The sequence below is a fragment of the Polaribacter porphyrae genome, assembly GCF_002954685.1.
In the GTDB taxonomy this organism is placed as follows: Bacteria; Bacteroidota; Bacteroidia; order Flavobacteriales; family Flavobacteriaceae; genus Polaribacter; species Polaribacter porphyrae.
Window position 1 is genome coordinate 1,645,454 of the sequence record NZ_MSCN01000001.1, and the last position, 24,895, is coordinate 1,670,348.

Sequence of the window (24,895 nt, forward strand, 5' to 3'; positions counted from 1 at the left end):
CTAAAATAAAAAAGTTGAATTGGATAATGCAATAACAATTACAGTAAACAATTCAACTTTTTAAACTTTAAACGTTTACACGTTTGTATAATTAGAAACTTCTTTCTATCTCATCTTTAGGACCAACAATAACATTGTCATAAGATCTCATACCAGTACCAGCAGGAATTTTCTTACCAACAATTACATTTTCTTTTAATCCTTCTAATGTATCTATTTTACCATTTACAGCAGCCTCATTTAACACTTTTGTTGTTTCTTGGAAAGAAGCAGCAGATATAAATGATTTTGTTTGTAATGATGCTCTTGTAATACCTTGTAAAACTTGCTCTGCAGTTGCTGGTTGTGCATCTCTTGCTACAACCAAATTTTTATCATTTCTACGTAATAAAGAGTTTTCGTCTCTTAATTGACGTGCAGAAATAATTTGACCTGCTTTTAAGTTTTCAGAATCTCCAGCGTCTTCAATTACTTTCATTCCATAGATAGCATCATTTTCTTTGATAAAATCAATTTTATGAATTAATTGATTCTCTAAAAATAATGTATCACCAGAGTCAATAATCTTAACTTTACGCATCATTTGACGAACTACAACCTCAAAGTGCTTGTCATTAATCTTTACACCTTGTAAACGATATACTTCTTGAATTTCATTAACCAAATACTCTTGAACAGCAGATGGCCCTTTAATTCTTAAAATATCTGAAGGTGTTGTAGCACCATCAGATAATGGCATACCAGCTTTGATAAAGTCATTTTCTTGTACTAAAATCTGATTAGAAAGTTTAACTAAATACTTTTTAATATCTCCTGTTTTAGACTCAACAATAATTTCTCTATTACCTCTTTTTATTTTACCAAAAGAAACGACACCATCAATTTCAGAAACCACAGATGGGTTAGATGGGTTACGTGCTTCAAACAATTCTGTTACACGTGGTAAACCTCCTGTAATATCACCTGCTTTACCAGATGTTCTAGGTATTTTTACTAATGTTTTTCCACTTTCCACAGTTTCTCCATCATCTACCATTAAGTGTGCACCAACAGGTAAACTATAAGAACGTAAAGCATTACCATCTTTGTCTTCAATAATTAAAGAAGCAATGATTTTTTTGTTTTTAGAATCAGTAATTACTTTTTCTTGGAAACCAGTTTGTTCATCAATCTCAACAGAGTAGTTCATACCTTGTTCTAAATTGTCAAACTTCACTTTACCAGAGAATTCAGAAACAATTACACCATTAAATGGATCCCATTGTACAATAACATCTCCTTTTTTTATTGATTTTCTATCTTTATCAAAAATGATAGAACCATAAGGAATTATATTAGTACTTTGAGTAATATCTGTTTTCTTATCTTTTATTTTGATTTCTGCAGTTCTAGAAATTACAATGTCAACTTCGTTTCCATCATTATCTTTTCCTTTAACAGTACGTAAATCTTCTATAGAAACCTTACCATCAAACTTGGCAATTAATTTATTTTCTTCGGATATGTTACCAGCAACACCACCAACGTGGAATGTACGTAATGTTAACTGTGTACCTGGTTCTCCAATTGATTGTGCAGCTATTACACCAACAGCTTCACCAATTTGCACTTTGTTACGAGTAGATAAACTCTGACCATAACACTTTGCACAAATACCTCTAGCAGACTCACAAGTTAATGGAGATCTAACTTCTAAACGATCAATACCAGATTTTTCTACTTCTTCAGCTAATTGAGATGTAATTGGTTGGTTTGCTTCTAAAATTAAATCATCTGTAATTGGATGGTAAACGTTGTTTAAAGAGATACGACCTTCAATTCTGTCTGATATAGATTCTACAATCTCATCATTTTTCTTTAATGGAGTAACTTCTAATCCTCTTAATGTACCACAATCTTCTTCATTGATGATTACATCTTGAGAAACATCTACTAATCTACGTGTTAAGTAACCAGCATCTGCTGTTTTTAAAGCGGTATCTGCTAAACCTTTACGAGCACCGTGAGTTGAGATAAAGTATTCAAGAATTGATAACCCTTCTTTAAAGTTAGATAAAATTGGGTTTTCAATAATTTCTCCACCACCTGCAGTCGATTTTTTAGGCTTTGCCATTAATCCACGCATACCAGTTAACTGACGAATTTGCTCTTTAGAACCCCTTGCACCAGAATCTAACATCATATATACAGAGTTAAATCCTTGTTGGTCTTCACGCAAACGCTTCATAGATAATTCTGTTAATTGATTATTGGTTCTACCCCAAATATCAATTACCTGGTTGTAGCGCTCTTTTTGCGTTAACATACCCATGTTATAATTTCCTACAATTAAGTCAACTTCTTTATTAGCTTCATCAATCATAGATTGCTTTTCAGCAGGAATAATAATATCTCCTAATGAGAATGATAAACCACCTTCAAAGGCATATTTATATCCCATATTTTTAATTTCATCTAAAAATTCTCCTGTGGTTGGTATATCAGTAGCTTTTAAAATTCCTCCAATAATTCCACGTAAGTTCTTTTTAGTTAAAACTTCATTTATATATCCAGCAGCAGCAGGAACTTTTTCATTAAATAGAACTCTACCAACAGTAGTTTCAATGATTTTAGTTACTTGCTCTCCATTTTCATCTAAATCTTGAGTTCTTACTTTAATACCTGCATTTAAGTCAACCTGTCCTTCGTTAAAAGCAATTGTTACTTCTTCTGGAGAATAGAATGTTAATCCTTCACCTTTAATTGGCACATCTTTAGTTGACTTTCTTTCTTTAGTCATGTAATAAAGACCAAGTACCATATCTTGAGAAGGTACAGTTACTGGTGCACCATTTGCAGGATTTAGAATATTATGAGAAGCCAACATTAATAATTGTGCTTCTAAAATTGCCTCTGGTCCTAATGGCAAGTGAACTGCCATTTGATCCCCATCAAAATCCGCATTAAATGCAGAACAAGATAATGGATGCAACTGTATTGCTTTTCCTTCAATTAATTTTGGTTGGAAAGCTTGAATACCTAATCTGTGTAACGTTGGAGCTCTGTTTAATAAAACAGGATGTCCTTTAATTACATTTTCTAAAATATCCCAAACAACTGGTTCTTTTCTATCTATTATTTTTTTAGCAGATTTTACTGTTTTCACAATTCCTCTTTCAATCAACTTTCTGATTACGAAAGGTTTGTACAATTCAGCTGCCATATCTTTTGGCAATCCACATTCAGACAATTTCATTTCTGGTCCAACAACAATTACAGAACGTGCAGAATAATCAACACGTTTCCCTAATAAGTTTTGACGGAAACGACCTTGCTTACCTTTTAATGAATCTGATAAAGATTTTAAAGGTCTGTTAGATTCAGTTTTTACTGCTGATGATTTACGCGTGTTATCAAATAATGAATCTACAGATTCTTGTAACATACGTTTTTCATTACGTAAAATAACTTCAGGAGCTTTTATTTCAACTAATCTTTTTAAACGATTATTTCTAATAATAACTCTTCTGTATAAATCATTCAAATCTGATGTTGCAAAACGACCACCATCTAAAGGTACTAAAGGACGTAATTCTGGTGGAATTACAGGCACAGCCTTCATAATCATCCATTCAGGATTATTCTCTCTATTTTTTTGAGAATCTCTAAATGCTTCAACTACATTTAAACGCTTTAATGCTTCAGTTTTACGTTGTTTAGAAGTTTCAGTATTTGCTTTGTGTCTTAATTGGAATGATAACTCATCTAAATCGATACGAGCTAATAAATCAATTAAACATTCAGCACCCATTTTAGCAATAAACTTATTAGGGTCTGAATCGTCTAAATATTGATTCTCTTGTGGTAGCTCATCAACAATATCTAAATATTCTTCTTCGGTTAAGAAATCCATTTTCTGTAATGGCTCTCCTTCTGGATTTTTTGCAATACCTGGTTGTATTACTACGTAACGTTCGTAGTAAATAATCATGTCTAACTTTTTAGAAGGTAAACCTAAAAGGTAACCCATTTTGTTAGGTAATGATCTAAAGTACCAAATATGAGCAACAGGCACCACTAAATTAATGTGACCTACTCTGTCTCTTCTTACTTTTTTTTCAGTAACTTCAACACCACATCTATCACAAACAATTCCTTTGTAACGAATTCTTTTGTATTTTCCACAAGCACATTCGTAGTCTTTTACAGGACCAAAAATACGCTCACAAAATAAACCATCTCTTTCTGGTTTGTGGGTTCTGTAATTTATAGTTTCTGGTTTTAATACTTCACCTTTAGAAACTTCTAAAATAGCTTCTGGTGATGATAAACCAATTGAAATTTTATTAAACTTTTTTACAGTGTACTTTTCTTGTCTTCTTGCCATGTTTCTTTTATAGTCTTCAGTCTTCAGTTAGCAGTCTTCAGTTTGCAAAAATTCTGTAAAGATTACTGCAAACTGCAGACTGCTTTACTGCTTACTATTAAAATTATTCTTCTAATCTAACGTCTAATCCTAAACCTTTCAGTTCGTGCATCAATACGTTAAACGATTCTGGTAACCCTGGTTCAGGCATTGCTTCTCCTTTTACAATACTTTCATAAGTTTTAGCTCTACCCATAACATCATCAGATTTTACTGTTAAGATTTCTCTTAAGATACTTGATGCTCCATACGCTTCAAGTGCCCAAACTTCCATCTCTCCAAAACGCTGACCTCCAAATTGTGCTTTACCTCCTAATGGCTGCTGCGTAATTAAAGAGTAAGGTCCAATAGAACGCGCATGCATCTTATCTTCAATCATGTGTCCTAACTTAATCATGTAAATTACACCTACTGTTGCAGGCTGATCAAATCGTTTTCCTGTACCTCCATCATACAGATAAGTATGACCAAATCTTGGTACACCAGCTTCGTCTGTATATTTGTTGATTTCATCTAAAGATGCTCCATCAAAAATTGGTGTTGCATATTTTCTGTCTAATTTTTGACCTGCCCAACCAAGAACAGTTTCATAAATCTGACCAATATTCATACGCGATGGTACACCTAATGGATTTAATACAATATCTACAGGAGTTCCATCTTCTAAGAAAGGCATATCTTCTGCTCTTACAATTCTTGCAACAATACCTTTGTTTCCATGACGTCCAGCCATTTTATCACCTACTTTTAATTTACGCTTTTTGGCAATATAAACTTTAGCTAGTTTTAAAATTCCTGCAGGTAATTCATCCCCAACTGAAATTGTAAATTTTTGACGACGTAAAGAACCTTGTAAATCGTTTACTTTAATTTTATAATTGTGAACTAATTCACCAACTAATTTGTTTAATTCTGTATCAGTTGTCCAAGAACCAGATAAATGAACATAATCGTCAACAGAATTTAACATTTTAAGTGTATATTTTTTACCTTTTGGCAATACTTCTTCACCTAAATCATTAAATACTCCTTGTGAAGTTTTTCCACTAATTAAAGTAAATAATTTCTCAATTAACTGGTCTTTTAAGTTTTCGAATTTAGAAACAAAAGACTGTTCTAAAGTAGCTACTGCTTCTTTATCTCTCAATCTCTTATTCTTATCTTTTACAGCTCTTTTAAATAATTTTTTATCAATTACTACACCTCTTAATGATGGTGAGGCTTTTAGTGAAGCATCTTTTACATCACCTGCTTTATCACCAAAAATGGCACGCAGTAATTTTTCTTCTGGAGTTGGATCAGATTCTCCTTTTGGTGTAATTTTACCTATTAAGATATCACCAGGATTAACTTCTGCTCCAATTCTTATCATTCCATTCTCATCTAAATCTTTAGTAGCTTCTTCAGAAACGTTAGGAATGTCATTAGTTAACTCTTCAGTTCCTAATTTTGTATCTCTAACATCTAAAGAGTACTCATCTATATGAATAGAAGTAAATATATCTTCACGAACAACTTTTTCAGAAATTACGATTGCATCCTCAAAGTTATACCCTTTCCAAGGCATAAAGGCTACTTTCATGTTTCTACCTAAAGCTAATTCTCCTTTTTGTGTTGCATATCCTTCACAAAGTACTTGACCTTCAGCTACTCTATCTCCTTTTTCTACAATAGGTTTTAAGTTGATAGATGTACCTTGATTCGTTTTTCTAAATTTAATTAAGTTATAAGAAACTTCATCTGAATCAAAACTTACTAGTTTTTCTTGATCATTTCTATCATACTTAATTGTAATTTTATTTGCATCTACATAAGTAACTTCTCCTTCTCCCTCAGAATTAATTAAAATTCTTGAATCTTTTGCTACTCTACGTTCTAAACCAGTTCCTACAATTGGTGATTCTGGTCTCAATAATGGAACTGCTTGACGCATCATGTTAGACCCCATCAAAGCACGGTTTGCATCATCATGCTCCAAGAAAGGAATTAAAGATGCAGATATTGATGCAATTTGATTTGGTGCAACATCCATATATTGAATGTCTTGTGGAGTAACCACAGGGAAATCTCCTTCTTCACGAGCAATTACTCTATCAGAGATAAAACTTCCATCTTCATTTAATTCTAAATTAGATTGGGCAATTTTCATACCTTCCTCCTCTTCAGCACTTAAATAAATTGGTTCTTCTGGGGCAACAACTCCATCATTTACTTTTCTATATGGTGTTTCAATGAATCCTAAATTATTCACTTTAGCAAATACAGAAAGTGAAGAAATTAAACCAATGTTTGGTCCTTCAGGTGTTTCAATTGGACAAAGACGTCCATAATGTGTATAATGAACATCACGAACCTCAAAACCTGCTCTTTCTCTTGACAAACCTCCAGGCCCAAGTGCAGATAATCTACGTTTGTGAGTAATCTCTGCTAATGGATTTGTTTGATCCATAAATTGAGATAACTGGTTTGTACCAAAAAATGAGTTAATTACTGATGATAATGTTTTCGCATTAATTAAATCAATTGGTGTAAACACTTCGTTATCACGCACATTCATACGTTCACGAATTGTTCTAGCCATACGTGCTAGACCAACACCAAATTGACCTGCTAATTGTTCGCCAACTGTTCTTACACGTCTATTAGATAAGTGATCAATATCATCAACTTCAGCTTTTGAATTAATCAATTGTATTAAAAACTTGATGATTGTAATAATATCTAGTTTTGTTAATACTTTTTGATCCATATCAACATCTAACTGAAGTTTAGTATTCATTCTAAAACGACCAACTTCACCTAAATTATAACGTTGTTCAGAAAAGAATAACTTATCTATTATACCTCTTGCGGTTTCTTCATCTGGCGGTTCTGCATTACGTAATTGTCTATAGATATGCTCTACTGCTTCTTTCTCTGAATTTGTAGGATCTTTTTGTAGTGTATTGTGAATAATAGCATAATCAGCCATTTGATTATCTTCTTTATGAAGTAAAATCGTTTTAGCTCCTGCTTCTATTATTTCATCAATATGCTCTTTTTCTAGAATCGTATCACGATCAAAAATAATTTCATTTCTTTCAATTGATACAACTTCTCCTGTATCTTCATCTACGAAATCTTCATGCCAAGTTTTTAATACTCTTGCCGCTAATTTACGTCCTAAAACTTTTTTTAATCCAGCTTTAGAAACTTTTACTTCTTCTGCAAGATCAAAAATTTCTAAAATATCTTTATCTCTTTCAAAACCTATAGCTCTGAATAATGTTGTAACTGGTAATTTTTTCTTTCTATCAATGTAAGCATACATAACTTGATTGATGTCTGTAGCGAATTCTATCCAAGATCCTTTAAAAGGTATAACTCTTGCAGAATATAATTTTGTACCATTTGCATGGAAAGATTGCCCAAAAAATACACCTGGTGATCTGTGTAATTGAGATACAACAACACGTTCTGCTCCATTAATAACAAATGTCCCAGAATTTGTCATATAAGGAATTGTGCCTAAATACACATCTTGAACAATAGTTTCAAAATCTTCGTGTTCAGGATCTGTACAATACAGTTTTAAACGTGCTTTTAGAGGAACACTGTGTGTAAGACCTCTTTCTATACATTCTTGTATTGAATATCTTGGTGGATCAACAAAGTAATCTAAAAATTCTAAAACGAATTGATTTCTTGTATCTGTGATAGGAAAGTTATCCATGAAGGTTTTGTACAAACCTTCTTCACCTCTTTCTTCTGCTTTAGTCTGAAGTTGGAAAAAATCTTGGAAAGATTTAACCTGAATATCCAAGAAATCTGGATATTCTTTAATCATTTGAGAAGTTGCGAAGTTGATTCTTTTAGTGGTGTTTTTCGTTGCCAAAAGAGAATATATTTTTGATTAAAATCTGAATTAAAATAAAGAACGAATATATACACAAAATGGTTTAGGCCTAAAAATTAATATTTTTAGTACCTAAACCCTAATTTTGTTTTCCCGTTTTTTGATTCTTACAAAAAATCGGGAGTTGTAGCTTACTTAAGTTCTACCTCTGCTCCTGCTTCTTCTAAAGATTTTTTAAGACCTTCAGCCTCATCTTTAGAAACACCTTCTTTGATTGGAGCTGGTGCACTATCTACGATACCTTTAGCATCTTTTAAACCTAAACCAGTTAATTCTTTAACTAATTTTACAACAGCTAATTTAGAACCACCTGCTGCTTTTAAGATTACATCAAATTCTGTTTGCTCTTCAGCTGCTTCTTCACCACCTGCTGCTGGACCTGCTACTGCTACTGCAGCTGCAGCTGGTTCTATACCATATTCGTCTTTTAAGATAGTAGCTAATTCGTTAACTTCTTTTACTGTTAAGTTAACTAATTGTTCTGCGAAATCTTTTAAATCTGCCATTTTAATTTGTTTTTAAAATTTTGTTTTATTATAGTTTATTTGTGCGCTTTATTATTTTTCAGATAATGTTTTTATAATACCTGAAAGTGTTTGTCCACCAGACTGTAATGCTGAAATAACATTCTTTGCTGGTGATTGTAATAATCCAATGATTTCTCCAATTAATTCTTCTCTAGATTTGATATCTACTAAAGCATCTAATTGTTCGTCACCAATATAAACAGACTCTTCTGCAAAAGCCCCTTTAAGTAAAGGTCTATCTTTAGTTTTCTTTCTAAATTCTTTGATTAATTTAGCTGGAGCATTAGCCGCTTCAGAAATCATCATTGAAGTATTACCTTTTAATACTGAAGGAAGCTCTCCAAAATCTTTATCTGAAGCTTCCATTGCTTTCGCAAGTAATGTATTTTTTACAACTGATAATTGAACACCAGCTTTAAAGCAAGCTCTACGTAAGTTTGATGTAGTTTGTGCATCTAAACCAGAGATATCTGCTAAATACACTGTATTAGTATCTGCTAATGTTGCTGTTAAATCTTGTATTACTTGTGATTTTTCTTCTCTTGTCATAATGTTAAGTTTTAACTTATTAAACAGCTTTAACATCAACTTCAATAGAAGGACTCATTGTACTAGACATGTAAACACTTTTTACATAAGTTCCTTTTGCTGTAGTTGGTTTCAATTTAATAATTGTTTGTATTAATTCGTTTGCATTCTCTTCAATCTTTTTAGCATCAAAAGATACTTTTCCAATTGCAGCATGTACAATTCCTGTTTTATCAACCTTAAAGTCAATTTTACCAGCTTTTACATCTTGAATTGCTTTTACAACGTCCATTGTTACAGTACCAGTCTTTGGGTTAGGCATTAAACCTCTTGGTCCTAAAATTCTACCTAAAGGTCCTAATTTACCCATTACACTAGGCATTGTAATAATAACATCTACATCTGTCCATCCTCCTTTAATTTTCTGAAGATATTCATCTAAACCTACATAATCAGCACCTGCTGCTATTGCATCTGCTTCTTTATCTGGAGTAACTAATGCTAAAACTTTTACATCTTTACCTGTACCATGAGGAAGTGTTACTACACCTCTAACCATCTGATTTGCTTTACGAGGATCAACTCCTAAACGTATAGCTAAATCTACTGATGCATCAAACTTCACATTCGTAATTTCTTTGACTAGCGATGAAGCTGCTGCTAAATCATAAGATTGAGATTTATCAACCTTACTGTAAGCTTCTTTTTGCTTTTTTGTTAATTTTGCCATTTTACTACTTTTTATAAAGTTTATGCTGGTGCATCACCTTTTACTGTTAATCCCATAGAACGTGCTGTACCTGCAATCATTCTCATTGCTGAAGAAACTTCAAATGCATTTAAATCTACCATCTTATCTTCTGCAATGACTTTAATTTGATCCCAAGTAACTGATGCTACTTTCTTTCTGTTTGGCTCTCCAGAACCCTTTTTAATTTTGGCCACTTCTAGTAACTGAACTGCTGCAGGAGGAGTTTTTACAACAAAATCAAACGATTTGTCTTTGAAAACAGTAATGACAACAGGTAAAACTTTACCTTGTTTGTCTTGCGTTCTTGCATTAAACTGTTTACAAAACTCCATAATGTTAACACCAGCAGCTCCTAAAGCGGGTCCAACTGGTGGCGACGGATTCGCTGCACCTCCCCTTACTTGTAACTTAACTACTTTACTAACTTCTTTTGCCATTTTAAAAATGTTTAGTGATTTGTTTTATAGTTGGAAGCACAAAAACAAATCGATATATATTTGTGTAACAATTATATCTTTTCTACTTGCATATAACTTAATTCTAATGGGGTTTTTCTTCCAAAGATTTTCACCATTACTTCAAGCTTACGTTTTTCTTCATTTACTTTTTCTATAGTCCCATCAAAACCATTAAATGGTCCATCAACAACTTTTACAGTTTCTCCAATATTAAAAGGAATAGCTACATTTTCATCTTGTACAGAAAGCTCATCAACTTTACCTAGCATTCTATTTACTTCTGATTTTCGCATTGGAACAGGTTCTCCTCCTTTTGTTTCTCCTAAAAAACCGATAACTCCTGTAATTGCCTTAATAACGTGAGGAACTTCTCCTGAAAGATTAGCTTCAACCATTATATAACCTGGAAAATACACTCTTTCTCTATTAACTTTTTTTCCGTTTCTTATCTGAACAACTTTTTCAGTTGGAACAATTACTTGACTTACATAATCAGATAATCCTACTCTAGAAATTTCTGTTTCTATATAGTTTTTGACTTTATTCTCTTGTCCTCCAATGGCTCTTACAACATACCATTTCATTACTGAATCAGTTGCCATAATTAATTAGATTTAAACATTTCGAAAAAGTTATCTAATCCAGTTTGAAAAACATAATCAATACCAGCAACAGCTAAAGCAAATATAATAGTAAAAACAGCTACTGTAACTGTTGTCTTTTGAGCATCTTCTTTTGATATCCACGTCATGTGATTATTAAGTTCATCAAAAGAATCTTTTATATATTGAATAAAGTTCATCTTACTTATTTTTGCACGGGTTGAGAGGCTCGAACTCCCGACACCTAGTTTTGGAGACTAGTGCTCTACCAACTGAGCTAAACCCGTTTATTCACTGATAAAGGCATCCCGCAAAAACGGGACACCCTTTTTATTTATCAATTAATAAACTAATTAAAATTAGTCTAATAATTCAGTTACTTGACCTGCACCAACTGTTCTACCTCCTTCACGGATTGCAAAACGTAAACCTACATTCAATGCAATTGGCTGAATTAAATCAACTGTAATTGTTAGGTTATCACCTGGCATAACCATTTCAACACCCGAAGGCAAGTTAATAGTACCTGTTACATCTGTAGTTCTTACATAAAACTGTGGGCGGTAATTATTATGGAATGGTGTATGACGACCACCTTCTTCTTTCTTAAGAACATAAACTTCTGCTTTAAATTTAGCATGTGGAGTTACAGAACCTGGCTTACAGATTACCATACCCCTTTTTATATCTTCTTTAGCAATACCTCTTAATAAGATACCTGCATTATCACCAGCTTCACCTCTATCTAAAATCTGACGAAACATTTCAATACCAGTAATTGTAGAAGATAATTTTTCTGCACCCATACCAATAATATCAACAACATCACCTGTATTAGCAATACCTGTTTCTATACGACCCGTAGCAACAGTTCCACGACCTGTGATTGAAAACACATCTTCAATCGGCATTAAAAAATCTTTATCTACCTCACGAGTTGGTTCTTCAATCCAAACATCAACTTGTTCCATTAACTCTAAAACAGTATCAACCCATTTTTGTTCTCCGTTTAAAGCTCCTAAAGCAGAACCCGAAACAACAGGGCCATTATCTCCATCATAATCATAAAAAGATAATAATTCTCTCACTTCCATATCTACTAATTCCAAAAGCTCTTCATCATCAACCATATCCACTTTGTTCAAGAAAACAACGATACGTGGAATACCCACTTGACGACCTAATAAGATATGCTCTCTAGTTTGTGGCATAGGACCATCAGTTGCAGCAACAACCAAAATAGCACCATCCATTTGAGCAGCACCTGTAACCATGTTTTTTACGTAATCCGCGTGACCTGGACAATCTACGTGTGCGTAATGACGATTAGCTGTTTGATACTCTACATGAGAAGTATTAATTGTAATACCTCTTTCTTTTTCTTCTGGTGCGTTATCAATCTGATCAAAAGATTTAGCTTCAGAGAATCCTGCATCAGCTAATACTTTAGTAATAGCCGCAGTTAAAGTAGTTTTACCGTGATCTACGTGTCCGATAGTACCAATGTTTAAGTGTGGTTTCGAACGGTCAAAAGTTCCTTTTGCCATAATTATTGATTTTAATTCTTAATTTAAATATATTTAGTGTCTAATAATACTTTTTCAATGAGCCAATGACGGGATTTGAACCCGTGACCTCATCCCTACCAAGGATGCGCTCTACCAACTGAGCTACACCGGCTTGATTGGAGTTTTGAGCGAGAGACCGGGTTCGAACCGGCGACATTCAGCTTGGAAGGCTGACGCTCTACCAACTGAGCTACTCTCGCATTCTTAAATCTATGTGGGGAGAGCAGGATTCGAACCTGCGAAGTCGAAAGACAACGGAGTTACAGTCCGTCCCATTTGGCCGCTCTGGAATCTCCCCTAAAATTTCAAAATATTTATGAACTTACTTTGTATTTTTATAGAGCCGATGGAGGGACTCGAACCCACGACCTGCTGATTACAAATCAGCTGCTCTAGCCAGCTGAGCTACATCGGCTTTTTTTATAAAAAAACAATCCGCTATTTCTAACGGATTGCAAATGTATAAAGTTTTTTTTATTTCTAAAACATTTTATAATTATTTTTTTTTAAAATTATGAAATTAAAGAATCCCTTAATTTTTCTTTATGTCTTTTTAATTGTCTTTTTAAATTATCTACTGCTGTATTAACACCTTCTTCAAAAGTTCTAGTATCTCTTTTCACTATCAATTCATGACCTGGAATATTAATTTTTACTTCTGTTATTTTATTTTCTTTATCACTTGTATTTAGAACCTTTAAGAATATCTCTGCATCAACTATTTTATCATGATATTTAACCAGAGAACCTACTTTATCTTCTGCATACTTGATTAGTTCTTTATCTGCATTGAAATTAACTGATTGAGCGAATACTTTCATAAATTAATCTTTTTTATAGCTCCTAGGGTGAGCATTGTTATATACTTTTTTTATAACCTCAAGATTGTTATGGACATAGACTTGAGTTGAGGCTAAACTAGAATGCCCTAGTAATTCTTTAACCGAATTTAAATCTGCTCCTTCGTTTAATAAATGAGTTGCAAAAGAGTGTCTTAATATATGAGGACTCTTTTTAACCTTCGAAGAAACTTGACTAAAATAAGAATTAATAGCTCTATAAACAAGTATTTCATATATTTTATTTCCTTTTTCAGTTATAAAAAGTTCTATTGAATTTTTATTAACTTTCTCTTTCAACAAAAGATATTTGTTAAGTGTTTGTTTTACAGACTTAAGCAGAGGAACAAACCTTTCTTTGTTTCTTTTACCTAAAACTTTTATTGTTGATTGTGAAAAATCAATATCATTTTCTTTTATGTTAATTAGTTCAGCTCTTCTAATTCCTGTGGAGTAAAATAACTCCACTATGAGTTTATTTCTTGTTGTTACGAAATCATCTTTATCATTAATATTATTTACAACTTCATTAATCTCTTTTACTGAAAATGGTATTTGAAGTTTTTTAGCAACTTTTAATGATTTGTGTTTTGATAAAGGATTAACTTCTAATTGTTCTGTTTTTTGTAGAAATTTATAAAATGATTTTAAGGAACTTATTTTTCTGTTTATTGTTCTATTAGATATGTTTTGATTCACTAAAGAAACTATCCAATTTCTTACTTGAGGATAATGTACTTCTAATAAGTTATCTTGATTGTACTCTGTAATTAAAAAATCTTTAAATAGGATTAGATCATTCTTATAAGCAATAATTGTGTGCTTTGAGTATTTTTTTTCTAATTCTAGATATTGCAGAAAAGAGTTAATCAAAATTATTATTTGTTTATAATAGTAAAACTACAAAATTTTAAATACAAAAAACTCGTAACAAAAATAATTGTTACGAGTTTGTATTTTAAGGTTTTTGAAGTTTGATTCTGATTTTGTCAGTATCACTTCAACTTTAAATTTTGAATACAACTTTTAGTCTTTTCAAAATCTAGGTTTTATTAACCTACTTCCTCTTGTGTTCTTAATCTTTGAATATAAGAGGCTTTAATTTTTTGAGCTCTTTTCGCTACAGATGGCTTTGTAAAGTTTTTTCTGTTACGTAGATTCTTCATTGTCTTTGTTCTGTCGAACTTTCGTTTATAACGTTTTAAAGCTCTATCTATATTCTCTCCTTCTTTTACTGGAATAATTAACATTTGTTGGCACCTCCCTTCATACGTATCTTAAATATTTTAAAACAGCTTTAACTGTTGATTTTAAATTTTGGACTGCAAATGTAATTATTAATTATCAATTACAAATCAATTTTGTAATTTCTTTTGTAAGTAAGTCTTTTGCGTTAGGGATTGAACGACTTGTTTGAGCTCTTTTTTGCTTTTCGCATAAAAAGCGAGTAGTGAAAGCCCGACCTTTAGGTAACGCCCTAATTAGTATTAGTCTTCAGTTTGTAGTATTTAGCAAAAGTTATCAGGTATAATTATACCTACAAGGTTTTTGAAACCTTGCAGGAGGACTATGTAGCTGGTTTGTACTCTTTACCATCGATTACCATTTTTGCGATAATCTCTTTTAAGATTTCTGAAGTTCCTCCTCCAATTGGGCCTAGTCTACTATCTCTTAATAAACGAGCCATTGGATATTCTTCCATATAGCCATAACCTCCTAATAGCTGTAAGGCATCGTAGATTACTTCGTCTGCCATTTTAGTAGAGAGTAATTTAGACATGCTTGCTTCTTTTACTACATATTGACCATCGTTTAAACGTTTTGTGATTGAATAGTTGTATTCTCTACACATATCTACTCTACTTGCCATTTCAGCAATTTTGTGCCTTAATGCTTGAAATCTATCTAAAGATTTTCCAAAAGCAACTCTTTCTTCCATATATTTTACAGCGTAATCGACTGCAAATTCTGCTCTTGCATGTGCGTTAACTCCCATAATTAAACGCTCTAGAGCAAAATGTTGCATAATGTAAGGAAAGCCTTTTCCTTCTTCACCCATTAAATTTTCTACTGGAACTTCTACATTATCAAAAGCGATTTCTCCTGTATCACTTGCTCTCCAACCTAATTTATCTAATTTTGTGGCTGATACTCCTTTTGCATCTCTATCAACTACCAAAATACTAATACCTTTATATTTATCTGATGGGTCAGTTTTTGCTGCTACTATTAAATAATCTGAATACACTCCGTTAGTAATAAATGTTTTTGAGCCATTCAAAATATATTTATCTCCTTTTTTGATTGCTGTAGAACGCATTCCTGCAACATCTGAACCACCAAAAGGCTCTGTAATACATAAACAACCAATCATATCGCCTTCTACACTTGGTGCTAAATATTTTTTCTTTTGATATTCATTCCCTTCTTTGTTAAGGTGAGTCATTGCTAAATATTCGTGTGCCCACATTGCAGCTGCAAATCCGCCTGAATTAATTTTTTGTAGTTCTTCTAAAAAAATCACTGTGTAGAATAAATCTAAATCCATGCCTCCATATTCTTCTGGAGTTGAGAGCCCAAAATAACCCATTTCACCAAATTTCTTCCAAATGAAACGTTCTATAGTTCCAGTTTTTTCCCATTTTTCTATATGCGGAACTACTTCTTTTTGTAAAAAATCTCGGAAACTTGCACGAAAAACTTCATGCTCTTCAGTAAAATACATACTGTTCATTTGCTACGAATTTGAGTTGTTTATTCAGCTAACAAATATAAGACTATTCTATCATATTTATCTAAAGGAAAACCTTTGATATTTTTTAATTCTGATATATTTTGAAGTTCTGCTACTTCATCTCTATAATTGAATATCTTCTTACACAATTCATAATCTATGTATGGATTTTTGAGTAGCTGCTTGAATTCTGCTGTGTTTACATTTATTTTTTTGATGATTGGTTTTTCTATAATTAAAAAAACTGCCCATACTTTATCTACTACTTCTTTTTCTAAACCCCAGACTTCATTTAGCTGATTTTTAAAAGAAAAACCTTGTAATTTAGAACGATACTTGATAATTCTTTCTGAAAATGCAGGTCCAATTCCACTAATTGTTTTTAAATCTTCTGCTGTTGCTTTGTTGATGTCTGTTGTTGATATTATGTGTTTTGGTTTATTTTTATAGCGAGATTTCTCGACTCCATTCAAAATGGCATTGTAGTCTTTATTCTGATTACGTTTTAAAACCCAATCTGGAAATTTAAAATAAGGAGCAATTTTATCTAAAAGTGAATCTGAAATTTTGGTTACTTTTTGAAATTCTTCTTTAGAATTAACATACTTATTTGTTTTTCTAAAAACTAATAAACGATCAATCTCCTCTAAAGACATTCCTAATCGTTCACCTTTATAATCAGTAATAAAATTAGGATTAAATGGATAAATTTTAGGCTCTCTATTTTCAATTTTAACAGCTTTTAAACTATCGATTTGATTTTGAAAAGCTAATAATTTTGGTGTATTGATGTCTATGATTTCATCTTTTTCTAAAATATCCGCAAAAATAAAAACTTGAAGTATTACAATAATTAAGACCAAAAGAAAAACCCCATTTCGTTGGTTTTTATTATACCAGAAATGGGATTTGAATATTTTCATTTTATAATTTTATGCTTCAGCTTCTATGCCCTTAATTGCATTCATGTATTTCTTTAGTTCTTCTTTTACTTTAGGAGCTAAAATGATTAGACCAATCATATTAGGCACCATCATTGCAAATACCATTGCATCAGAGAAACCAATTACAGATCCTAAACTTGCTGCAGCTCCTATAATTACAAAAACACAAAAGATTACTTTATAAGTATATTCCATTTTTTTAGATCTACCAAATAAATACACCCAACCTTGAAAACCATAATAAGACCAAGAAATCATTGAACTAAATGCAAATAAAACAACAGCAACTGTTAATACATAAGGAAACCAAGAAATTGATGACGCAAACGCACTAGATGTTAATAAAATTGCTTGAGCATCATTTGCTGGTGGGTTTAATGGATCTACAAATCCTGTAATTATTAAAACTAAAGCAGTCATTGTACAAACTACAACAGTATCGATAAACGGCTCTAATAAAGCAACCATACCTTCGCTTGCTGCATATTTTGTTTTTACAGCTGAATGTGCAATTGAAGCAGACCCAATACCAGCCTCATTTGAAAATGCTGCTCTTCTAAAACCTTGAATTAAAACTCCTACTGCACCACCAGCGATTCCTTCTGGAGAGAATGCACCATTGAAGATTTGACCAAATGCTGCACCAATCATATCGTAATTTGCAAAGATTACAAATAGCGCTGCACCTACATACACAGCTACCATAAAAGGTACTATTTTATCAGTTACTTTCGCTATTTTTTTAATACCACCTATAATTACAATACCAACTAGAACAGCCATAACTAAACCAAATAACCAACCTTTACCATCTAAAACAGATTCAGAACCTCCTGTTATGTATTGTACCAGTTGAAATGCTTGATTAACTTGAAACATGTTTCCACCTCCAAAAGAACCTCCAATTACAAAAATTGCAAAAGCTCCTGCTAATATTTTACCTAACATTTTATTTTTTAAACCTTTTGTTAAATAATACATTGGCCCACCATATACTGTTCCATCAGCTTCAATATCTCTATATTTTACACCTAAAGTACATTCTACAAATTTTGATGCCATTCCTAAAAAACCAGCAATAATCATCCAAAAAGTAGCACCTGCTCCACCAATGGAAACTGCTATAGCAACACCAGCAATATTTCCTAAACCAACTGTTGCAGACAATGCCGCTGTTAATGCCTGAAAATGAGATACTTCCCCATCATGACCTTCAACTCTAGCAGTATCAGGATTATCACCATCTTCTGTTGTTGAAACATTTCCGTCAATTTCTATTGCTTTCCCTACTCCTTTACCTTCTAAACCATCATACTTACCTCTTACAATATTTATTGAGGTTAAAAAACCTCTAAAATTGATAAAATTGAAGTAAAATGTAAAGTACATTGCTCCTAAAATCAAAGGAAATAAAACCCAATAAATACTAATTGTATCTGTGAAAGGGATTTGATAAAATATAAAATCAACAAACCATCCTGTTGCACTACCAAAAGCTTCATCTATCTTCTGATCTAATCCTTTTTCTTGTGCAAATGTTAAGAATGGTATTGCTAGAAATAGCAATGAAAGAAGTTTTTTCTTCATAATATGTTTTTGTTAGTTTTCTAATTAGTAAAGTGCAATATCTTAAAAAATTGAACTTTTGACAACTTTTGAGCGTTAAAAGTGTTTTTTAGATTAACTTTTCTTTAAATCTTTGTAAATCTTCTTTGAAAGATTTTGGATAAAAATCCAACTCATTATTCGTCTTTGACAAATCAAAACCAGTTTTTGTAGGTCTTGGGGCTGTTTGATTTAAAGTTACTGTAGAAATAGGTTTTATCAAACTTTTATCCAAACCAAATGTATCTGCAATTTGTTGTGCTATTTTATAGACGCTCAACAATTTATTTGATGCAATATGATAAATACCAGTAGCTTTTTTATCCATAGTAATCTTACAAGCCATTGCTAAATCTTCCACATACGTTGGTGTTCTATATTGGTCATCAACAATGGTTATTTCTTTTCCTTTTGATAGCATTTCTCTTACCCAAAGCACAATATTGCTTCTGCTCATATCAAACACTTTTCCATAAACCAAAATGGTTCTTAAAATTGTGTAATTGATATTTGAGTTTGTTAAAACTTGTTCTGATTTCAATTTTGATAATCCATAATAACTTAATGGATTTGGTTCGTCTTCTTCTTTGTAATATCCTTTTTTACCATCAAAAATAAAATCTGTTGAAAGATGAATTAAATAACAGTTTATTTCATCAGAAATTTCTGCTAACCATTTTACAACATCAATATTTAGAATATCACAAGCTTTTTTATTATTTTCACAATCATCAACTTGCGTCATTGCAGCTGTATTGATGATAAAATTAGGTTGAATTTCTTTAATAGATTTTTTTAGTTTTTCTTGGTTTGTAATATCAATAGAAATATAAGAAAAATCTTCTCTTCCACTTCTATTCTCTCCTCTTGAAAAACCAAAAACTTGATATTTTTCTTTTTCTCTTAATAGCAGATTGACTAAAGATTGCCCTAATAAACCATTACTTCCAGTAATTACAACTTTATTCATTTTAAAATAATTCTCTCAATTTAGCAATTTGTTCTGGTCTGCCTAAAACAATTAAATGTGCTTTTTGTAATAATTTAGTTGATGCTTCTGGATTAATGATATAATCTTTATCAGGATTTCTAAAACCAATTACTGTGCATCCTGTTTGATTTCTTAAATCTAAATCTAAAATTGTTTTTCCCCAGAATTTTTTAGGCAAATCATCTACGTAGATTTCTTCAAGATTTGCAGTAGTTTCTCCTTCAATCGTTAATCGATCTACAAATTCAATAACATCTGGAGTAGTAACTAATGAAGCCATGTGGTCTCCTCCTAATTTATCTGGCATAATTACGTTATCTGCACCTGCAATTTTTAATTTACTGTAAGAAGATTCATTAGAAGCTCTACTGATTATTTTAAAATCGTTATTCAACTGTCTAGCAGTAAGTACCACAAATAGATTGTCAGCATCAGAAGGTAAAGCAGTTATTAAATTATCGGCTTTTAAAATCCCTGCACTTATTAAAGTTTCATCTAAAGTTGCATCACCTTGTATACATAAAAACTCTTGAGATTCTAAATCATCAATTAACTCTTTATCCCTTTCTACAACAACAAATTTTTTATTGTAATTCATTAATTTTACTATAGCTTGCTTACCATTTCTTCCAAAACCACAAACAATAGTGTGTCCTTCTAATTTTGCTATTTCTTTTTCCACCTTTCTGTGTTTAAAATAATCAAATAATTTACCACTTACTAAATATTCTGAAAAGGTTGATACTGCATAACCTACTATAAAAACACTAGTTAAAATCAGAAATATTGTAAAAATTTTATCTTCTGGAGTAAAGGGTTTTACCTCACTAAAACCAACTGTAGTTACTGTAATTACAGTCATATATAATGCATCAACAAAAGAATAACCAGAAATTAACATATAACCTGAAGTTCCTATCAGTAGAACTGAAAAAATCAGTATAATTATTTTATTTAGTTTCGAGTTTAAAATCTTCATACATTATAAATCAAAAACCGAACTTCTTTTTGTGTAAACCAAATCTTTCAGTTTAATTAAAAATGCAAACGTTAAGTAAAAACCAAAAGAGAGTCCCACAGTAAAAAAAGTTACATAAATAAAATAGATACGTACATTTTTTGCACGCATACCTAATCTATCTGCCAATCGTGTGAAAACACCAAATCCATGACGTTCAAAAAAATGACGAACAGTATGTATAAATTTTTTGATTTCCATTAACACTTGCAAGATAATACAAACCATTTATTTGTTATTCACATTTTAATTAAAAATGATTAGGATTAACTAACTTTGCATTTTTCGTAAAAACACCACTTTTTTGGAAGATCAAGAATACATAGAAGTCTACGGAGCAAGAGCTCATAATTTAAAGAATATTGATGTAAAAATTCCACGAGAAAAACTAGTTGTAATTACTGGTTTAAGTGGAAGTGGAAAATCTTCTTTAGCTTTTGATACCATTTATGCTGAAGGACAAAGACGTTATATTGAGACTTTTTCTGCTTATGCTCGTCAGTTTCTTGGTGGATTAGAAAGACCTGATGTTGATAAAATTGACGGACTCTCTCCAGTAATTTCTATTGAGCAAAAAACAACCAATAAAAGTCCACGTTCAACAGTTGGAACCATTACAGAAATCTACGATTTTTTACGATTATTGTTTGCAAGAGCAGCAGATGCCTATTCTTACAATACTGGCGAAAAAATGGTCAGTTATTCTGATGAGCAAATCAAACAATTAATTCTCAAAGATTTTGACAATAAAAAAGTAGCTGTTTTAGCACCTTTAATAAAATCTAGAAAAGGACATTATCGTGAATTATTTGAACAGATTTCGAAACAAGGTTTTGTTAGAGTTCGAGTTGATGGAGAAATAAAGGAAATCGAAAAAGGAATGCGTTTAGACAGATACAAAACGCACGATATTGAAGTTGTTATAGACAGGCTTTTAGTAAACAAATCCTCTGAAAAAAGATTAGAAGAAACTATAAAAACTGCACTATATTCTGGCAATAATATAATGATGGTTATTGCTATTGATGATGAAAAACCTCGTTATTTTAGTCGTGAATTAATGTGCCCAACAACAGGAATCGCCTATCCAAACCCAGAACCCAATACATTCTCTTTTAACTCTCCAAAAGGTGCTTGTAATACCTGTAATGGATTAGGAATTACCAATGAAATTAATTTAAACAAAGTAATTCCTGATGATTCAAAATCCATAAAAAATGGAGGGATAATTCCTTTAGGAGAACAAAAAAATAGTTGGATTTTTAAACAGCTTCAAAACATTGCAGAACGTTACCGTTTTAAATTAACTGATGCCATAAAAGATATTCCTAAAGAGGCTCTAAATGTAATTTTGAATGGTGGTAATGAATCTTTTAAAATTACCTCTAAAGCAGCTGGAGTTACTAGAAATTACAAAATTGATTTTGAAGGCATTGTTGCCTTTATAGAAAACCAATATAACAGTGCAGAAAGCACCTCTATAAAACGTTGGGCAAAAGGTTTTATGGATGAAGTTTCTTGTTCAACTTGTGATGGGAAACGCCTAAAAAAAGAAGCACTTCATTTTAAAATTACTGATAAAAACATCAGTGAATTAGCACAAATGGATGTTACAGAATTGGCAAAATTGTTTGCGAATATTGAAGAAAATTTATCAGAAAAACAAAACACAATTGCTTCAGAAATCCTAAAAGAAATTAGAACTCGAATTCAATTTTTGTTAGATGTTGGTTTGGATTATTTGACATTAGATAGAACCTCTAAATCACTTTCTGGTGGAGAAGCACAAAGAATTCGTTTGGCAACACAAATTGGATCACAATTAGTGGGTGTTTTATATATTTTAGATGAACCCAGTATTGGTTTACATCAAAGAGATAACCAAAAATTAATTGATTCTCTGGTTAAATTACGTGATGTTGGAAATTCAGTTCTCGTGGTTGAACACGATGAGGATATGATGAAAAAAGCAGATTATGTTTTAGATATTGGTCCTGGAGCTGGAAAACATGGAGGAGAAATTGTAAGTATTGGAACTTATGATGAAATCATAAAAAACAAAACCTTAACCACAGATTATTTAACTGGAAAGAGAAAAATTGAAGTTCCTAAAAAACGAAGAGAAGGAAATGGAAAAACAATCAAACTAAAAGGTGCATCAGGAAACAATCTAAAAAATGTTTCGGTTGAATTCCCTCTAGGAAAAATGATTTGTGTTACTGGGGTTTCTGGGAGTGGAAAATCTACCTTAATTAATGAAACTTTATACCCAATTTTAAATGCTCATATTTACAGAGGTGTCAAAAAACCAATGCCTTACAAAAAAATTGAAGGTTTAGAAAATGTAGATAAAGTAATTGATATCGATCAATCTCCTATTGGTAGAACACCAAGATCTAACCCAGCAACGTACACCAAAACTTTTGATGAAATTAGAAGTTTGTTTGCAAAAACTCCAGAAGCTGCCATTCGTGGGTACAAACCTGGTCGTTTTTCTTTTAATGTAAAAGGTGGACGTTGTGAAACCTGTCAAGGTGGTGGAGTTCGTGTTATAGAAATGAACTTTTTACCAGATGTACATGTAGAATGTGAAACCTGCCAAGGAAAACGTTTTAATAGAGAAACTTTAGAAATCCGATACAAAGGAAAATCAATTTCAGACATTTTAAATATGACTATTGAAGATGCTACTGATTTCTTTGAAATGATCCCAAAAATCCATAGAAAACTAAAAACGATTAAAGATGTTGGTTTGGGATATATTACACTTGGTCAGCAATCTACTACACTTTCTGGTGGAGAAGCTCAACGAATTAAATTAGCTTCAGAATTATCTAAAAGAGATACAGGAAACACTTTTTACATCCTAGATGAGCCTACAACAGGTTTGCATTTTGAAGATATTCGAGTTTTAATGGAAGTGCTGAATAAGTTGGCAAATAAAGGAAATACTGTATTAATTATAGAACATAATTTAGATGTTATAAAACTGGCAGATTATATTATTGATGTTGGTATGGAAGGTGGAAAAAATGGTGGAAAAATCATTGTAAAAGGAACTCCAGAACAGGTTGCCAAACATAAAACAAGTTATACTGCCAAGTTTTTAAAAAAAGAACTAATTTAGAAAGCTGAATTTTAAAGAAATTAAAAAAGATAGAATTATGACGAATGACGACAGAAAAATAAAAGAAAAATTTCAACCAAAAACTTGGAATGAAATAAAAACTAACGATTCTTGGGCTATTTTTAAAATAATGGCAGAGTTTGTAGAAGGATATGAAAAATTAAGTAAAATTGGTCCTTGTGTTTCCATTTTTGGTTCTGCACGTACAAAACCAGATCATCCCTATTATAAATTAGCAGAAGAAGTAGCGTTTCAATTAACGCAAAGTGGTTTTGGTGTAATTACAGGTGGTGGCCCAGGAATTATGGAAGCTGGTAACAAAGGTGCACATAGAGGAAAAGGACTTTCTGTGGGTTTAAATATAGAACTCCCTTTTGAGCAACATGATAATCCTTGGATTGATTCTGGTAAAAGTTTAGATTTCGATTACTTTTTTGTTCGTAAAGTTATGTTTGTAAAATATTCGCAGGGTTTTGTTGTAATGCCAGGTGGTTTTGGTACTATGGATGAACTTTTTGAAGCTATTACACTTATTCAAACTAAAAAAATTGGACGTTTCCCTATAGTTTTAGTTGGCACAAAATTTTGGGCTGGTATTCTAGATTGGATTAAAAACACACTTCTAGAAGAAGGTAATATTAGCCCTGAAGATTTGAATTTATTTAGGGTAGTTGATACCGCAGATGAAGCTGTTGAACACTTCAATAAATTCTATGCAAAATATAAGTTAAAACCAAATTTCTAAAATGGTTTTAAAGATTTTTTAACTTTACCTTAAATTGCTAAACAATAAAAAAGTATAGTTTTAAGTATATTGAATTATGAATTTAATTTTTAATGAATTAACATAAATTATATATAAAAAGCATCAATCAAGGTATAATAGATATTAAATTATCATAT

General features: G+C 31.8%; 20 protein-coding genes and 5 tRNA genes. 2 read left to right on the top strand and 23 right to left on the bottom strand.

What is annotated here, in order from left to right; genetic code table 11:
* Nucleotides 1-91: 91 nt before the first annotated feature.
* The 23 genes from rpoC to BTO18_RS07455 all read right to left on the bottom strand — a co-directional run bounded on the left by rpoC (nt 92) and on the right by BTO18_RS07455 (nt 21,066).
* Nucleotides 92-4,366: a DNA-directed RNA polymerase subunit beta' gene (rpoC, locus tag BTO18_RS07345; protein WP_105015604.1), complete on the bottom strand. Its 4,275-nt coding sequence runs from the start codon at nt 4,364-4,366 to the stop codon at nt 92-94.
* Between the two features lie 103 nt (nt 4,367-4,469).
* A complete protein-coding gene (rpoB, locus tag BTO18_RS07350; protein WP_105015605.1) occupies nt 4,470-8,279 on the bottom strand; it encodes a DNA-directed RNA polymerase subunit beta in 3,810 nt (1,269 codons plus the stop codon).
* 152 nt (nt 8,280-8,431) lie between these two features.
* Complete coding sequence (rplL, locus tag BTO18_RS07355) at nt 8,432-8,806, bottom strand: 50S ribosomal protein L7/L12 (RefSeq protein WP_105015606.1); 375 nt, start codon at nt 8,804-8,806, stop codon at nt 8,432-8,434.
* A gap of 51 nt (nt 8,807-8,857) precedes the next feature.
* Nucleotides 8,858-9,376, bottom strand: coding sequence for a 50S ribosomal protein L10 (gene rplJ / locus BTO18_RS07360; protein WP_105017529.1), 519 nt, complete (start codon nt 9,374-9,376; stop codon nt 8,858-8,860).
* A 19-nt stretch (nt 9,377-9,395) separates the two neighbouring features.
* Entirely contained in the window at nt 9,396-10,085 is a 690-nt protein-coding gene (gene rplA, locus BTO18_RS07365; protein ID WP_105015607.1) for a 50S ribosomal protein L1, read from the bottom strand.
* A 20-nt stretch (nt 10,086-10,105) separates the two neighbouring features.
* Nucleotides 10,106-10,543: a 50S ribosomal protein L11 gene (gene rplK / locus BTO18_RS07370; RefSeq protein ID WP_105015608.1), complete on the bottom strand. Its 438-nt coding sequence runs from the start codon at nt 10,541-10,543 to the stop codon at nt 10,106-10,108.
* Nucleotides 10,544-10,614: 71 nt separating this feature from the next.
* The gene (gene nusG, locus BTO18_RS07375; protein WP_105015609.1) at nt 10,615-11,166 is read right to left on the bottom strand and encodes a transcription termination/antitermination protein NusG; all 552 of its coding nucleotides are present in this window, start codon (nt 11,164-11,166) and stop codon (nt 10,615-10,617) included.
* Between the two features lie 2 nt (nt 11,167-11,168).
* Nucleotides 11,169-11,366: a preprotein translocase subunit SecE gene (secE, locus tag BTO18_RS07380; RefSeq protein ID WP_105015610.1), complete on the bottom strand. Its 198-nt coding sequence runs from the start codon at nt 11,364-11,366 to the stop codon at nt 11,169-11,171.
* A gap of 14 nt (nt 11,367-11,380) precedes the next feature.
* Nucleotides 11,381-11,453 (bottom strand) — tRNA-Trp (locus tag BTO18_RS07385).
* A gap of 72 nt (nt 11,454-11,525) precedes the next feature.
* Nucleotides 11,526-12,713, bottom strand: a complete 1,188-nt coding sequence (tuf, locus tag BTO18_RS07390; protein WP_105015611.1) for an elongation factor Tu — start codon at nt 12,711-12,713, stop codon at nt 11,526-11,528.
* Nucleotides 12,714-12,773: 60 nt separating this feature from the next.
* Nucleotides 12,774-12,846, bottom strand: a tRNA-Thr gene (locus BTO18_RS07395).
* A 15-nt stretch (nt 12,847-12,861) separates the two neighbouring features.
* Nucleotides 12,862-12,934 (bottom strand) — tRNA-Gly (locus tag BTO18_RS07400).
* Nucleotides 12,935-12,949: 15 nt separating this feature from the next.
* Nucleotides 12,950-13,032 (bottom strand) — tRNA-Tyr (locus tag BTO18_RS07405).
* A 43-nt stretch (nt 13,033-13,075) separates the two neighbouring features.
* Nucleotides 13,076-13,149 (bottom strand) — tRNA-Thr (locus tag BTO18_RS07410).
* Nucleotides 13,150-13,246: 97 nt separating this feature from the next.
* A complete protein-coding gene (gene hpf, locus BTO18_RS07415) occupies nt 13,247-13,555 on the bottom strand; it encodes a ribosome hibernation-promoting factor, HPF/YfiA family (RefSeq protein ID WP_105015612.1) in 309 nt (102 codons plus the stop codon).
* Between the two features lie 3 nt (nt 13,556-13,558).
* The gene (locus tag BTO18_RS07420) at nt 13,559-14,449 is read right to left on the bottom strand and encodes a tyrosine-type recombinase/integrase (protein ID WP_105015613.1); all 891 of its coding nucleotides are present in this window, start codon (nt 14,447-14,449) and stop codon (nt 13,559-13,561) included.
* A 176-nt stretch (nt 14,450-14,625) separates the two neighbouring features.
* Nucleotides 14,626-14,823 (bottom strand): 30S ribosomal protein S21, encoded by a 198-nt coding sequence (rpsU, locus tag BTO18_RS07425; RefSeq protein ID WP_105015614.1) that lies wholly within the window; start codon nt 14,821-14,823, stop codon nt 14,626-14,628.
* A gap of 317 nt (nt 14,824-15,140) precedes the next feature.
* On the bottom strand, nt 15,141-16,307 hold the full coding sequence (locus BTO18_RS07430) for an acyl-CoA dehydrogenase family protein (RefSeq protein WP_105015615.1): 1,167 nt from the start codon (nt 16,305-16,307) through the stop codon (nt 15,141-15,143).
* A gap of 20 nt (nt 16,308-16,327) precedes the next feature.
* The gene (locus tag BTO18_RS07435) at nt 16,328-17,230 is read right to left on the bottom strand and encodes a ComEA family DNA-binding protein (protein ID WP_105015616.1); all 903 of its coding nucleotides are present in this window, start codon (nt 17,228-17,230) and stop codon (nt 16,328-16,330) included.
* A gap of 9 nt (nt 17,231-17,239) precedes the next feature.
* On the bottom strand, nt 17,240-18,838 hold the full coding sequence (locus BTO18_RS07440) for an alanine/glycine:cation symporter family protein (protein ID WP_105015617.1): 1,599 nt from the start codon (nt 18,836-18,838) through the stop codon (nt 17,240-17,242).
* Nucleotides 18,839-18,926: 88 nt separating this feature from the next.
* Nucleotides 18,927-19,826: a dTDP-4-dehydrorhamnose reductase gene (rfbD, locus tag BTO18_RS07445; protein ID WP_105015618.1), complete on the bottom strand. Its 900-nt coding sequence runs from the start codon at nt 19,824-19,826 to the stop codon at nt 18,927-18,929.
* Between the two features lies 1 nt (nt 19,827).
* Entirely contained in the window at nt 19,828-20,826 is a 999-nt protein-coding gene (locus BTO18_RS07450; RefSeq protein ID WP_105015619.1) for a potassium channel family protein, read from the bottom strand.
* Between the two features lie 3 nt (nt 20,827-20,829).
* Nucleotides 20,830-21,066 carry a PspC family transcriptional regulator gene (locus BTO18_RS07455; protein WP_105015620.1) on the bottom strand — a complete coding sequence of 79 codons (237 nt, stop codon included), beginning with the start codon at nt 21,064-21,066 and terminating at the stop codon, nt 20,830-20,832.
* Nucleotides 21,067-21,169: 103 nt separating this feature from the next.
* Here BTO18_RS07455 and uvrA point away from each other — a divergent pair, with 103 nt between their 5' ends.
* Both uvrA and BTO18_RS07465 read left to right on the top strand, forming a co-directional pair.
* Nucleotides 21,170-23,992 (top strand): excinuclease ABC subunit UvrA, encoded by a 2,823-nt coding sequence (gene uvrA, locus BTO18_RS07460; RefSeq protein WP_105015621.1) that lies wholly within the window; start codon nt 21,170-21,172, stop codon nt 23,990-23,992.
* A gap of 37 nt (nt 23,993-24,029) precedes the next feature.
* Nucleotides 24,030-24,737 carry an LOG family protein gene (locus BTO18_RS07465; RefSeq protein ID WP_105015622.1) on the top strand — a complete coding sequence of 236 codons (708 nt, stop codon included), beginning with the start codon at nt 24,030-24,032 and terminating at the stop codon, nt 24,735-24,737.
* Nucleotides 24,738-24,895 lie beyond the last annotated feature (158 nt).

What these genes read in the sequence shown, in the direction of transcription:
- rfbD (WP_105015618.1), bottom strand. Translation starts at nt 19,826, where the DNA reads ATGAATAAAGTTGTAATTACTGGAAGTAATGGTTTATTAGGGCAATCT.
- BTO18_RS07465 (WP_105015622.1), top strand. Translation starts at nt 24,030, where the DNA reads ATGACGAATGACGACAGAAAAATAAAAGAAAAATTTCAACCAAAAACT.
- rplA (WP_105015607.1), bottom strand. Translation starts at nt 10,085, where the DNA reads ATGGCAAAATTAACAAAAAAGCAAAAAGAAGCTTACAGTAAGGTTGAT.
- rpsU (WP_105015614.1), bottom strand. Translation starts at nt 14,823, where the DNA reads ATGTTAATTATTCCAGTAAAAGAAGGAGAGAATATAGATAGAGCTTTA.
- rpoC (WP_105015604.1), bottom strand. Translation starts at nt 4,366, where the DNA reads ATGGCAAGAAGACAAGAAAAGTACACTGTAAAAAAGTTTAATAAAATT.
- secE (WP_105015610.1), bottom strand. Translation starts at nt 11,366, where the DNA reads ATGAACTTTATTCAATATATAAAAGATTCTTTTGATGAACTTAATAAT.
- rplK (WP_105015608.1), bottom strand. Translation starts at nt 10,543, where the DNA reads ATGGCAAAAGAAGTTAGTAAAGTAGTTAAGTTACAAGTAAGGGGAGGT.
- BTO18_RS07435 (WP_105015616.1), bottom strand. Translation starts at nt 17,230, where the DNA reads ATGAAAATATTCAAATCCCATTTCTGGTATAATAAAAACCAACGAAAT.
- rplL (WP_105015606.1), bottom strand. Translation starts at nt 8,806, where the DNA reads ATGGCAGATTTAAAAGATTTCGCAGAACAATTAGTTAACTTAACAGTA.
- hpf (WP_105015612.1), bottom strand. Translation starts at nt 13,555, where the DNA reads ATGAAAGTATTCGCTCAATCAGTTAATTTCAATGCAGATAAAGAACTA.
- BTO18_RS07440 (WP_105015617.1), bottom strand. Translation starts at nt 18,838, where the DNA reads ATGAAGAAAAAACTTCTTTCATTGCTATTTCTAGCAATACCATTCTTA.
- BTO18_RS07450 (WP_105015619.1), bottom strand. Translation starts at nt 20,826, where the DNA reads ATGAAGATTTTAAACTCGAAACTAAATAAAATAATTATACTGATTTTT.
- nusG (WP_105015609.1), bottom strand. Translation starts at nt 11,166, where the DNA reads ATGGCAACTGATTCAGTAATGAAATGGTATGTTGTAAGAGCCATTGGA.
- tuf (WP_105015611.1), bottom strand. Translation starts at nt 12,713, where the DNA reads ATGGCAAAAGGAACTTTTGACCGTTCGAAACCACACTTAAACATTGGT.
- BTO18_RS07430 (WP_105015615.1), bottom strand. Translation starts at nt 16,307, where the DNA reads ATGAACAGTATGTATTTTACTGAAGAGCATGAAGTTTTTCGTGCAAGT.
- rplJ (WP_105017529.1), bottom strand. Translation starts at nt 9,376, where the DNA reads ATGACAAGAGAAGAAAAATCACAAGTAATACAAGATTTAACAGCAACA.
- BTO18_RS07455 (WP_105015620.1), bottom strand. Translation starts at nt 21,066, where the DNA reads ATGGAAATCAAAAAATTTATACATACTGTTCGTCATTTTTTTGAACGT.